General features: G+C 70.9%; 11 protein-coding genes. 2 read left to right on the top strand and 9 right to left on the bottom strand.

Annotation, left to right across the window (positions count from 1 at the left end; all coding sequences use genetic code 11):
- Positions 1-120: 120 nt before the first annotated feature.
- From ACFVUT_RS33415 to ACFVUT_RS33405, 3 genes are all read right to left on the bottom strand, one after another.
- Positions 121-780, bottom strand: coding sequence for a hypothetical protein (locus ACFVUT_RS33415; protein WP_389658108.1), 660 nt, complete (start codon positions 778-780; stop codon positions 121-123).
- A gap of 405 nt (positions 781-1,185) precedes the next feature.
- Entirely contained in the window at positions 1,186-1,794 is a 609-nt protein-coding gene (locus ACFVUT_RS33410) for a pyridoxal 5'-phosphate synthase (RefSeq protein ID WP_389658182.1), read from the bottom strand.
- Between the two features lie 100 nt (positions 1,795-1,894).
- On the bottom strand, positions 1,895-2,761 hold the full coding sequence (locus tag ACFVUT_RS33405) for a winged helix-turn-helix transcriptional regulator (protein ID WP_389658105.1): 867 nt from the start codon (positions 2,759-2,761) through the stop codon (positions 1,895-1,897).
- Positions 2,762-2,859: 98 nt separating this feature from the next.
- Between ACFVUT_RS33405 and eno the strand changes: the two genes are divergently transcribed.
- Together eno and ACFVUT_RS33395 are read left to right on the top strand one after the other, a co-directional pair.
- The gene (eno, locus tag ACFVUT_RS33400; protein ID WP_389658179.1) at positions 2,860-4,140 is read left to right on the top strand and encodes a phosphopyruvate hydratase; all 1,281 of its coding nucleotides are present in this window, start codon (positions 2,860-2,862) and stop codon (positions 4,138-4,140) included.
- A gap of 58 nt (positions 4,141-4,198) precedes the next feature.
- Complete coding sequence (locus tag ACFVUT_RS33395; RefSeq protein WP_389658102.1) at positions 4,199-5,038, top strand: pentapeptide repeat-containing protein; 840 nt, start codon at positions 4,199-4,201, stop codon at positions 5,036-5,038.
- A gap of 293 nt (positions 5,039-5,331) precedes the next feature.
- On the opposite strand, the gene mnhG is transcribed toward ACFVUT_RS33395, so the two are convergent.
- The 6 genes from mnhG to ACFVUT_RS33365 are packed head-to-tail and all read right to left on the bottom strand — an operon-like array spanning position 5,332 to position 11,815.
- Positions 5,332-5,685, bottom strand: coding sequence for a monovalent cation/H(+) antiporter subunit G (gene mnhG / locus ACFVUT_RS33390; RefSeq protein WP_389658099.1), 354 nt, complete (start codon positions 5,683-5,685; stop codon positions 5,332-5,334).
- On the bottom strand, positions 5,682-6,032 hold the full coding sequence (locus ACFVUT_RS33385) for a monovalent cation/H+ antiporter complex subunit F (protein ID WP_389658096.1): 351 nt from the start codon (positions 6,030-6,032) through the stop codon (positions 5,682-5,684). Before ACFVUT_RS33385 ends, mnhG begins: the two co-directional genes overlap by 4 nt.
- On the bottom strand, positions 6,029-6,652 hold the full coding sequence (locus tag ACFVUT_RS33380) for a Na+/H+ antiporter subunit E (RefSeq protein ID WP_389658093.1): 624 nt from the start codon (positions 6,650-6,652) through the stop codon (positions 6,029-6,031). Before ACFVUT_RS33380 ends, ACFVUT_RS33385 begins: the two co-directional genes overlap by 4 nt.
- On the bottom strand, positions 6,649-8,301 hold the full coding sequence (locus tag ACFVUT_RS33375) for a Na+/H+ antiporter subunit D (RefSeq protein WP_389658090.1): 1,653 nt from the start codon (positions 8,299-8,301) through the stop codon (positions 6,649-6,651). Before ACFVUT_RS33375 ends, ACFVUT_RS33380 begins: the two co-directional genes overlap by 4 nt.
- On the bottom strand, positions 8,298-8,903 hold the full coding sequence (locus tag ACFVUT_RS33370) for a Na(+)/H(+) antiporter subunit C (RefSeq protein ID WP_389658087.1): 606 nt from the start codon (positions 8,901-8,903) through the stop codon (positions 8,298-8,300). Before ACFVUT_RS33370 ends, ACFVUT_RS33375 begins: the two co-directional genes overlap by 4 nt.
- Positions 8,900-11,815, bottom strand: coding sequence for a Na+/H+ antiporter subunit A (locus ACFVUT_RS33365; RefSeq protein ID WP_389658084.1), 2,916 nt, complete (start codon positions 11,813-11,815; stop codon positions 8,900-8,902). The genes ACFVUT_RS33370 and ACFVUT_RS33365 overlap by 4 nt, the downstream gene beginning before the upstream one ends.
- Between the last annotated feature and the right edge of the window lie 336 nt (positions 11,816-12,151).

The following is a 12,151-nucleotide window of genomic DNA, read 5'->3' as shown; positions in this document are numbered from 1 at the left end:
CTGTCGGCCGTAGCCGCCCAAGGGCAGCACCACCGCAGCCGAGCCGACCAGGAGGCCGGGAGGCCCCCGCTCCCCGGAGCCGCGGCTGCGCCCCGGGGAGGTGGCCGGCAGGGCCGGGGCTCACGAGGCGGGCAGCACCTTCCAGGAGCCGGTGCCCGGGCCGCGGTCCGTGTAGTGACTGGTGGAGACGTCGTACTGGGCACCACCCTGACGGGAGGCACCGTTGGTGTCCAGGAAGCCGCCGTTGGCGGAGCCGTAGTCGTTCAGCAGGTGCACGAGGGAGTCCGTGCGGATGGCGCCGTCCGCCGGGGAGGAGGTCTTGCCGAAGATGTGCCACTTGCTCGTGCCGGGGCCGCGGTCCTTCGTGGCGGTCGTGGACACGTCGTACTTGGCACCCTGATGGGTGGAGACACTATTGGCGTCCAGGTAGGTGCCGCTGGAGTACTGGTTGACGAGGTACACCACGTCGCCGCTCACGACACGCGCGCCGTTGGCCTTGCCGGCGGCGGAGACGACCTTCCACACCGACGTCCTCGGCCCCCGGCTGTTGGGCGTCCGGTTCGTGCTCACGTCGTACGTGGCGCCCTGATGGGTGGAAACACCGTTGGTGTCCAGGTATCCGCCGTCACCCCGGTACTGGTTCTGCAGCAGGATCTCACTGCCGTACGTCAGCTCGCCACGGGCCGCGGAGCTGGCCGCAGCCGGAGCGGTGAACGTGGCCGCCGTGGCAACGAGCACAGCCGCAGCCGCGACCGTGGGCATGATGAAGCGCATACGCATGAGGTCTTCCTCAGGTTCGTCGGCAGGGACAGGCGTGGAACACCCACCCGAACGACTACGAAGTGCAGCCGTTCAAACGCGGAGAGTAGCAACAGCCGATCTTGCGCCGGACGTGCCGCGCGACCCTCCGCGCTCGCCACGCCCCTATCCGGACAACTTCCGCGCAGATTCTGCCGAGACGGCGCAACCGAAGGCGCGCCAAGGGGGCAGTCCGGAGAAGGAGTGATCGGCCTCACAGGGAGAATCACCTCGACACTTCTTGCCCGATTCAAGCCATATGTCAATGGATCTCCCCGTCTGGCCGCCGCCGCAGGGACCGACGCACGTCTCCTGCCAATGCCAATGCCGGCACCGGCACCGGCACCGGCAGGAGCAACGGCTCTACGGCTCTACGGCTCTACGGCTCTACGGCCACAGCATGTGGCGTTCCCAGGAGCTGCCACGGTCGGGGCGTTCGTAGCGCAGCCGGGCGTGGAGGCGGTTCTTGTCCGCCTGCCAGAACTCGATTTCGGCCGGAACGAGGGTGTAGAGGGTCCATTCCGGACTGACCAGGGCAGGGTCGGACTGGATGCGGGCCAGCGCCGCACGGAACGCCCGGTCGCGCTCCTCGGCGTCGGCCAGTCGGTCGCTCTGGCGGCCCAGCAGCACCTCGGCGCGGGCGGAGGGTGCACGTGCGAGCAGGTCGGCGGCGCTCTGTTCGGGGGACGCGGGCTCGACCGTGCCCCTCACCCGCACCTGCCTTCCCGGGAGAGGCCAGTAGAAGGTGAGCGCCGCGCGGGGCCGGGACGCCAGCTGACGACCCTTGGGACTGCCGGCGTGCACAGCGAACTGCCAGCCTTCACCGTCCACGTTCTTGAGGATGAGCACCCGGGAGTCCGGGCCACCGTCCTCACCGACAGTCGACAGCGTCATGGCATGCGGATCGGGCACACCCGCCGCGACCGCCGCCCTCAGCCAGCCGAGGAACAGGTCGACCGGCTCGGCCGGGGCATCAACGGGGTCGAAATCCGCCAGCGGGCGTCTGCAGCGGGCGCCTGTTCTGTAGCGGGCGTCTGTAGTGGGCGTCTGTAGTGGGCGTCCGCCTCAATGGGCGGAGGGGTACGGGAGGGGCCTCCTACGCCTGCCGGGCGCAGTCCGCGGCCAGGCGCAGGCTCTCGGCGACGGCGTGCGGGATGTCGACGACCGGGAACAGCGTTGCCCGTACGGTCCGTTCAGCATCGACGACGAGGATCAGTCGCTTGTGCCGCAGTCGGCCCGCGCTACGGAAGGTCGGCAGGCGCAGGGCCGCGGCCAGCTGGTGGTCGGAGTCGGAGAAGAGCGGGTACGGCACCCCCTCGGCGCGGGCGAACGCCTCCTGTTCGTGGACGAGTTGGGTGCTCACTCCGCGTACGTCCACGCCGGTTCGCCGGAAGTCGGGCCAGGCGTCCCGGAAGAGCTGGTTCTCCAGCGTGCAACCGGCGGCTCCGGGGATGGACTCGTCCCCTTCGGCTCCTGCGCCGGGGTAGGCGAACAGCACGGTGGCGAGGGCGTCCGGCGAGACGAGCGGCAGGTCGGCGCCCTGCGTGCTGGGCAGTTGGATGCCGTCGGGCAGCCGGGTGCCGGCCAGGGCGTGCACGCGGGCGTGCTCGGCGCCGTCGGCCGCGGCCGTCGCGCTGAGGCTGCCGTCGCCCAGCACCCATCGGTCGCCCCAGTCCTGCATGGCGACGAGCAGGGGGAGCAACGCGGCCCCGGAATCGGTGAGGAGGTATTCGTACCGCACCGGCCGCCGCTGATAGAGGCTGCGACGCAGCACCCCGCGGGCGACGAGCCGGCTCAGCCGCTCGGTGAGGACGTTGCGGGACAGACCGATCTCGGCGGCCAGCGCGTCGAAGCGGACGTGCCCGCGGGCGATCTCCCGCAGCACCAGTACGTTCCACCAGTCGCCCAGGACGACGGCCGCCTGGGCGATGCCGCAGGTCTCGTCAGCGTTGTGCATCCTCATGGACCCATAGTAGGTTCCTTTTCAGGACGCACTTTGTTTCCGATTGGAACTTAATGCCGCCGCAAGGCGGCACGAACGCGAGGAGCAGCAACGTGCCCGTGGTCATCAACCGAGTCGTCGGACGCGAGATCATCGACAGCCGGGGCAATCCCACCGTCGAGGTCGACGTCCATCTCTCGGACGGGTCGCTCGGCCGCGCGGCCGTCCCGTCCGGCGCCTCCACCGGCGCCCGCGAGGCGGTCGAACTGCGCGACGGCGACCCCGCCCGCTTCCACGGCAAGGGCGTCCGGCGCGCGGTCGACGCCGTGAACGACTCCATCTCGGATGCCGTGGTCGGACTGTCCGCCGACGACCAGGCGAGTGTCGACGCGGCCCTGATCGAGCTGGACGGCACAGCCGACAAGGGGCGCCTCGGTGCCAACGCGGTCCTGGGCGTCTCCCTGGCCACCGCCAAGGCCGCCGCGGCCTCCCACCGTCTGCCGCTGTACCGCTACGTCGGCGGAGTCGACGCCCGTCTGCTGCCGGTGCCGATGATGAACATCGTCAACGGCGGCGCGCACGCGGACAATCCGCTCGACTTCCAGGAGTTCATGATCGCCCCCATCGGCGCGGCCACCTTCGCCGAGGCGGTCCGCATGGGCTCGGAGGTCTTCCACACCCTGCGCGGCAACCTCCTCGCCGCCGGCCACAGCGTGAACGTCGGCGACGAAGGCGGCTTCGCGCCCGACCTGCGCACCGCCGACGAAGCCCTGGACTTCGTCGTACGCGCCGTCGAGCAGGCCGGATACAAGCCCGGCACCGACATCACCCTCGTCATGGACCCGGCCACCTCGGAGTTCTTCCACGACGGCGTGTACGACTACACGGGCGAGGGCGTCCGCCGCACCCCCGCCGAACACGCCGACTACCTGGCCGCGCTCGTCGACCGCTACCCCATCGCGTCGATCGAGGACCCGATGGCCGAGGACGACCACGACGGCTGGCGCGCGCTCACCGCCCGGCTCGGCGGGCGCTGCCAGCTCACCGGCGACGACGTCTTCTGCACCAACGAGACGCTGCTGCGCGCCGGTATCCGTGACGGCATCGCCAACTCGATCCTGGTGAAGGTCAACCAGATCGGTACGCTCACCGAGACTCTGGCCACCGTCGCCACCGCCCACCGTGCCGGATACACCGTCGTCATGTCGCACCGCTCCGGCGAGACCGAGGACACCACCATCGCCGACCTCGCCGTCGCCACCGGCTGTGGGCAGATCAAGACCGGTTCGCTGTCCCGCTCCGACCGCACCGCCAAGTACAACCAGCTCGTGCGCATCGAGGAGGAACTGGGCACCCAGGCCCGCTACGCGGGCCACGAGGCCCTGGGGCTGCGCCGCTGACCCCGGTCCGTGGTGTTCCTGATCTGCCGCCGCGTGCTACTGAGGCTCCAGAGACCTCATGGGCGGACGCGGTGTCCGCCCACAGGGCCTCGGGCCCTCACGGGCGGCTCTCGTGGCCGATGTCGCGGACGAGGTCCAGGCCGAGCACGCGGTCGAGATGGGCGAACGTCTCGAACTTGGCGCCGGGCGGCACATCGGACCGACCCGCCACATCGGCCAGCAGATCCAGGACGGCATCGGCTCCGAGATCGTCGACGAGCGCCGCATGCGACCGGCGCAGCAGTTCGGTGGGGATCGGTCTGGACGGTTCCCGCGCCCATGCGGCCACCTGCCGACGCCACCACCGCAGTGTCCGCCGGGCATCGGCCAGCGCCTCACCGGTGAACGTGACGGGTGCGCCGTAGGGGTGGCCGAGCAACAGCAGGCGCACCGCCAGTGGATCCGCGACCTCCGGTTCGAGTACGCCCGGTTCACGCATGTCCGGTTCGAGTACGCCCGGTTCGAGTACGCCCGGTTCGAGTACGCCCGGTTCGAGTACGCCCGGTTCACGTTCACCCGGTTCGAGTGCGTCCGGTTCGAGCACGTCCGGTTCGAGCACGTCCGGTTCGAGCACGTCCGGTTCGAGCACGTCCGGTTCGAGCACGTCCGGGAGATCCGGGGCGAGAACAGGGCCGGGCCCGGGCACGCCCTCTTCCTGTTCCTGGGACGCCGTGCCGACCTGCCCCACGTCGATCCGGACCCCGTCCGTCACGTCGTCGGCTTCGGCGCCACGGGCGACCACATGGATGTCGGCCGGGCCGCCGAGCGCCCCGTCCGGATGATGGCCTGCGACGACGACGGGTGGGTGGATGCCGAGCACCGCCATCACGCGGTCGAGCGCCCCGGCCTGATCCGGTGACAGCACGGGTGTGCTGAGGACCGTGACGACCTGCAGCCCGTTCAGCTCCGCGACGCGCGCCAGCACGTCACCGATCAGTGCCACACGCAGGTGCAGCGGCCCGATCCCGGCGCCGACGGCCGGCAGATGGACGCAGCTGCGCAGCAGGCGGCGCGGGGCGGCGGGGATGTCCACGGGGTGGCCGGTGCGGGCGTCGGCGATACGCAGCATGCTCGGAGGCTACGGGTTGTCCCGTCATCCGTGGTGGATGAGCGCGGGGCGGCGGCTGCGGTGCGTCGCACTGAGGAGGGGCGTCAGCTCTCCTCGGTCAGTTGCTCGTCCAGTTCGTCGAAGAGCAGTTCGCTGTGATCGGTCTGACCCGTGCGGTAGGCGGACCGTGCCACCAGGTGGGCGGCGACCGGTCCGGTCATCAGCTGGAAGAAGCCGATCAGCGCGAGCGTGGCGAGGTCCATGCCGGTGCGCAGGCGCAGGGCGACCCCGGCGAGGACCAGGAGCATGCCGAGCGTCTGCGGTTTGGTGGCGGCGTGGCTGCGGGACAGCACGTCCGGCAGCCGGAGCATCCCGATCACACCGAGCAGACAGACGGCCGCGCCGATGAAGACCAGTACCGCGCCGCCCGTGTCGAGGATCTGGAGCCAGGTGCTCATCGTGGTTCCCCCTCGCCGTCGTTGCGTGGCTCCCGGCTCCCGGTTCCGATCGCGTCGCGCCGTCCCGGCCGGTCGCGTGCGGCGATGAAGCGGGCGATGCCGACCGACCCGGTGAAGCCGAGAAAGGCCAGCACCAGCATGATCGGGAAGTAGAAGGGGTCGCGCGCGAAGGCGGACTTGGCGCCGAGGCCCGCGACGATGAGGGCGGCACACACGTCCAGCGAGATGGCCCGGTCCAGCATGGAGGGACCGCGCCAGATCCGGGCGAGCAGCCCCGCTCCGGCCATGACGATCACGACGACGGCCGCGGTGAGCAGCGCCCGGTCGACGGTCTCCGGCACACTCATGCGCCGCCCCTCCTGTCGTGTGCGAGCGGTGGAGGCGGTCCGGCGACGCGGGCGATCTCGTCGGCGGTGCCGAAGGCCCGTACCGTCAGCTCCTCCAGCCGCCAGACCGAGTGCCGCGCCGCGTCGAGTACGGCGGGCCGGTCCGCGTCAAGGACGTGCAGGAAGACGGTGGCCGTGGCGCGGCGCACCTCGATGACCGAACCGCCGGGCACGTTCGACACGGCGACGGCGGTGGCCGCGAGCATCAGGTCGGAGCGGCAGCGCAGCGGTACGGCGATGACGGCCGCCCGGTGCGGATAGCCGACGAAGATCTGCCGGGTGACCCGTACGCCGGAGGTGTACATGTCGTAGAGCAGATAGCCGGTGAGTCTCAGGATGCCCCAGGGGTGCAGGCGGAGTCCGAGGTCGACCCGGGGCAGCGGGAAGGCCAGGCAGACGGCGACTGCCACGACGGCGCCGATCAGGACGTTGGCCCAGTGCAGGCTGGACCACAGCATCAACCAGATGAGGGTGAGCCAGGCGATCAGCGGGAGGTCCAGCACACGTCCCCGCTTGCCGAACTCGCAGCTGAGCGGCGGCAGGTCCTTGTTCCGGAAGGACAGCTTGATCAGGCGTTTCACCGTCCGAGCACCGCCTCGACGTAGGGGGCGCGGGCCAGGAGTTCGGCGGCTGCCCGGTCGGTGTACGAGGTGAGTGGCGCGGCGAACACGGTGAAGGCGAGTCCGAGGGCGACGGCTGCCGCGGTGGCCGCGGTCATCAGCCTGGGCAGTTGTGTGGTGGTGGTGACGGCGTGTCCGTGCAGGGTGGCCGCGACCGCGCGGCCGGCGGGCTGATGGCGGGGGAAGACCGGTTCGTCGCCGCTTCCGGGGATGTGGTCGGGGCCCTCGTCGGAGTCGTCGTCCTCGTCGGAGTCGGACTCCAGGACGGTGCCGTACGCGGCCTGCCCGGGGGGCGCGGCCCGCCAGAACGCCAGGTTCCAGACCTTGGCCATCACGTACAGCGTGAGGAGGCTGGTCGCGGCCGATCCGATGACGAGGGTCCAGGCCCAGGCGCTTCCGTCGGCGACACCGGCCCGCATCAGCCCCAGTTTGCCGATGAATCCGGACAGCGGCGGAATGCCTGCCAGGTTCATGGCGGGTACGAAGAAGAGGGCGGCGAGCAGGGGGGCGGCCTTGGCCAGGCCGCCGATCCGGGTGAGTTCGGTGGTGCCGCCCCGGCGCTCGATCAGCCCCGCCACCAGGAAGAGGGTGGTCTGGACGGTGATGTGGTGGGCGACGTAGACGATCGCGCCTCCGTACGCCTCCCGGGTGGCGAGGCCGATACCGAAGACCATGAAGCCGATGTGACTGATGAGGGTGAAGGAGAGCAGCCGTTTCAGGTCGGTCTGGGCGACGGCCCCGAGGATGCCGACGACCATGGAGGCGAGTGCGGCGGCCATCAGCAGGTCGCCGAGCCGGTTTCCGGGGAAGAGCAGGGTCTCCGTCCGCAGCATGCAGTAGACACCGACCTTGGTGAGCAGGCCGGCGAAGACCGCGGTGACGGGGGCGGGAGCGGTCGGATACGAGTCGGGGAGCCAGGCGGCCAGGGGGTAGACGGCGGCTTTGATGGCGAAGACGGTGAGCAGCATCGCCTGGATCAGGGTCTGTACCCCGAGCGGGAGTTCGGCGAGTCGTCCGGCCAGTTGGGCGAAGTTGGCGGTGCCGGTCGCCGCGTAGGTCATGGCGATCGCGGTGAGGAACAGCATCGACGAGAACAGCGAGATGATCACGTAGGTGGAGCCCGCGCGGACGCGGGGTCCGGTGCCGCCGAGAGTGAGCAGGACGAAGCTGGCGACCAGCATGATCTCGAAGCCGACGTAGAGGTTGACGAGGTCGCCCGCGAGGAACGTGCAGGAGACGCCGGCGACCAGGATCAGGTACGCGGGGTGGAAGACCGCCACGGGGGTCTCCTCGTCCCGGTCGGCCATGCCCTGGCCGAGGGAGTAGATCAGCACGCAGAGCGTGATGGCCGAGGAGACGGTCAGCATCAGCCCGGACAGCCGGTCGGCGACCAGGGTGATGCCGAGCGGGGGTGCGAAGTCGCCGAGGTGGACGGAGAGCGGGCCCCGGATGTCGGCGACGATCATCAGGGTGAGGGAGAGTCCGAGGACGGCGGTGAGCACGGCGACGCTGATGAGGCGCTGGACCTGCTTGAGCCGGGTGCCGAAGGCGAGGCTCAGGCCGGTGGCGCAGAGCGGCAGCAGCACCGGCAGGGGGACGAGTGCGTTCATCCGGTGGCTCCCGGGTCGGCGTCGGCGGAGTGGTCCTGCTGCTGGGCGTAGTCCTCGGGGTCCGCGCCCAGTACGTCGTGCCAGAGGTCCCCGGTGGCGTACCGGCCCCGGGCCTGCAGGGCGCGGTCGGCGCGGAGCCTGGCCCGCAGACGCCGACGCTCCTCGCGGTACCGGGCACGCTGCTCGTCCGTGATCTCCGGGGCGGCCCGGTACCGGTCGCGCAGTTCGGCGCGCTCCCCCAGCACTTCGGCGCGCAGGACGATGCGCCGGTCCTCCTGGTCGTCGTGGACCTCGTCCGTGCCGGTCAGTTGGTGGCTGCGGTAGGCCATGGCGAGGAGGAACGCCGTGGTGGCGAGGGTGATGACGATCGCCGTCAGCGCGATGGCCTGGGGAAGGGGATCGGTGATCTGCCCCAACGGGACGCCGTAGAGGAGCGGTTCCCGGCCGGCCGGACCGCTCGCGGCGATGACGAGCAGATTGATGCCGTTGCTCGCGATGACCGCGCCGAGCAGGATGCGGGTGAGGGGCCGGGTGAGCATGAGGATGCCGCCGACCGCGCACAGTACCGAGGCGGTGGCCAGGAGCGAGAAGCTGACCGTCATCCGGGGATGCCTCCCGTGCCGGGTGGGGTGCCGCTGCTCGCCGCGGCTGCCTTGTCGATCGCCGCTCGCTCGATCTGCCGGTCGATCTTGGCGCCGAGGGCGCGCACGATGTCCAGGACCACGCCCAGGACCAGCAGATACACGCCGAAGTCGAAGAGGACCGGGGTGCCCACCTCGTACTCCCCGATCAGGGGCAGTCGGCCGTGGTGGGTCCAGGCGTGCAGGACCGTTCCGTCGGCGAGGCCGAGCAGGGCGACGCCGGTGGAGATGAACAGGCCGAGGCCGGTGAAGAGTCCGGGTTGCAGCGGCGCGGCCTCGGCGAGTTCGAAACGGCCGCCCGCCAGGTAGCGGGTGATCAGAGCGAGTCCGGCGACGAGCCCGCCGACGAAGCCGCCGCCCGGCATGTTCTCGGCGCAGAACAGCAGGTACACCGAGAGCACCAGGATCGGGTGGAACAGCAGCCGGGCCACGACCTCGAAGACGATCGAGCGGTGTTCGGGGGCGAGTGTGGAGCCGGCCGCGAGCCAACTGCGCTCCGGTGCCCCTTCGTCGCCGTACGGAAGCCCCGCCATCTCGGGGGCCGTCAACGACCACGCGGTGCGTCCCTCCAGCTCTTCCTGGAGCGACGGTCCCTCGGTGCGGCGGTGCAGGTAGATCAGGCTGGTCACCCCGATCGCCGCCGCCGCGAGCACCGCGGACTCCCCCATCGTGTCCCAGGCGCGCAGGTCGACCAGGATGGTGGCCACGACATCCTTGAGTCCGTGGTGGGCGGTCTCCTTCACCATGGCGGCGCCGGCCGGGTCCGCCGTGCGGGCCGCCGCCGCGACCCACACCACCACGCCGAGCGTCGCCGCCGCGGCCAGCGCCACCGGGATGCGTACGGCACGCCGCCAGGTACTGACGGACTCCTGGAAGTGGACCGGCATCCGCCGGAGCACCAGCACGAACACGATCATGGACACGGTCTCGACGCAGAACTGGGTGAGCGCCAGGTCCGGGCCGCCCTGGACGACGAAGAGGAGCGCCGCGCCGTATCCCGTCAGACCCGCCAGGACCACGGCCTTCATCCGGCGGTTGACGGTGAGGCACAGAAGCGCCGCCGCGCAGGTCAGTACGGCGACGGCACCCTGCAGCGGGAAGTCCCAGACCTTCGGGAGGGCCGCCCCGTGCCAGGGCCGGTCCGCGACGAGGACGGCGAGCTGGCCGGCCAGCATCACGAGCAGGGTGGTGGCGAGGTAGACGGAGAGCGAGCCGCGCTGGACGAAGCCGGTGAGCTGGAGGGAGAACCTCTCCAGGCCGAGCAGCAGGTGCCCGAAGACGCTGTCGGCGGTCGGCCAGGCGATCCTTCGGGAGAGCCGGGTCACGCCCGTGCGCGCGACGAAGAGCACGACACCGCCGACCAGGGCGACGGCCGAGAGCAGCAGGGCGGTGCCGAATCCGTGCCAGAGCGCGAGATGGTACGGATGCGCGGGCCGGGGAAAGGCGTCGGCGTACGCGCTGAGCAGCCGGTTCGTCCACCCGACGCCGGGGCCGAGCACCAGCCCGCAGAGCGCGAGGAGGGCGGGCGGCGCGAGGAATACCGGGCCGACCCGGTGGACGGGGGTGTCCTCGACGCCGGGTTTGCGGGCGAAGGCGCCCCAGACGAAGCGCACGGTGTACGCGACGGTCAGCGTCGAGCCAGCGACCACGACGCCCAGGGCCCAGCGGTCCGCGGTGTCTCCGTGCAGCAGCGCCTCGAACGCGGCCTCCTTCGCGGCGAAACCGAGCAGTGGAGGCAGGGCGGCCATGGATGCCGCTGCCACCACCGCGACCGTGCAGACGTGCGGCAGTGCCCGGCCGACGCCGGAGAGCCTGCGCAGATCGCGGGTGCCTGCCGCGTGGTCGACGATGCCGGTGACGAGGAACAGCGGGGCCTTGAACAGGGCGTGGGCCAGGATCATGGCGGCGGCGGCCAGTGCCGCGTCCCGGTTGCCGACACCGGCGAGCAGGGTGAGGAAGCCGAGTTGGCTGACGGTTCCGTAGGCGAGGACGAGCTTGAGATCGTTCAGGCGCAGCGCCCGCCAGCCGCCCAGCAGCATGGTCGCGGCGCCGAGGATGATGACGACGGGCCGCCAGACCGGCACGTCGGCGAAGCCGGGGGCCAGGCGGGCGACCAGGTAGACGCCCGCTTTCACCATCGCTGCGGCGTGCAGATAGGCGCTGACGGGGGTGGGTGCGGCCATGGCGTTCGGCAACCAGACGCTGAACGGCCAGATCGCCGACTTCGACAGCGCCCCGCACAGGATCAGCACCACGGCGGCCGAGACGGCGGCGCTCGCTCCGGGCGGGTCGGCGAGGATGGCGGAGATCCGGTACGTGCCCGCCGTCTGACCGATGATCAGGAAGCCGACGAACATCGCGAGTCCGCCGAGCGTCGTCACGGTGAGCGCCTGGAGCGCGGAGCGGCGGCTGTGTTTCTGCTCGCTGTCGTACCCGATCAGCAGGTACGAGAAGACCGTGGTCAGCTCCCAGAACACGTAGAGCGCGATCAGGTCGTCGGCGAGGACCAGGGCCAGCATGGCTCCGGCGAACGCGAGGAGGTTCCCCGCGAAGCCGGCCAGCTCCGGGGTCTCATCGGTGAAGTAGGAGGCGCAGTACAGCAGGACGAGCGTGCCGATTCCGGCAGCGAGCAGCACCATCAGCTCGGCGAGTGCGTCGAGCCGCAGGTCGACGGTGACGTCGTAGACCGGCATCCACTGCCAGGTCCAGGTGACCGCGCCACCGGACGCCGCGGTGTCCCACTGCGTGGCCGCCCACACGGTGGCGGCGGCCGGTGGCAGCGCGAGCACGACGAAGGCGCGCCTGCCCCACGCTCGTACCAGCGGGCGTGCGAAGGCGGCCAGGACGAAGTGGCAGACGATGAGCGCGGTCATACGGACCCGTGGGGAGTCCCGCGCCCGCCCCGGTCGGGTGTCGGACGGCTGGATGTCATAGAGCGAGCAAAAGGCACTAAATACAGATATATCGCCGATCGCACTTCACCCGTACGGCGCGCCGCGCCCCACCCGGGCGATGGATTCACGTGCGCACACCGCAGGGTGCGTCCCCCCGTACGGACGCGGCCTGCGCGAAGGGTCTCCCGTGGCCTCCGGAGAGCCTTCCGGACCGGTTCGCGGGCCCGTGCGGTCGCGGCCGGCGTCGCTCGTGATCACCGGCCCGCCTCACCGGCCCGTCGCCCACGATCAACCGGACCGCCGCTCGTGATGAAC

Origin of the sequence: Streptomyces sp. NPDC058051 (assembly GCF_042885475.1) — a bacterium.
Lineage (GTDB): Bacteria > Actinomycetota > Actinomycetes > Streptomycetales > Streptomycetaceae > Streptomyces.
The sequence above is the reverse complement of the archived record's forward strand: the minus strand, read 5'-3'. Positions and strand labels throughout refer to the sequence as shown.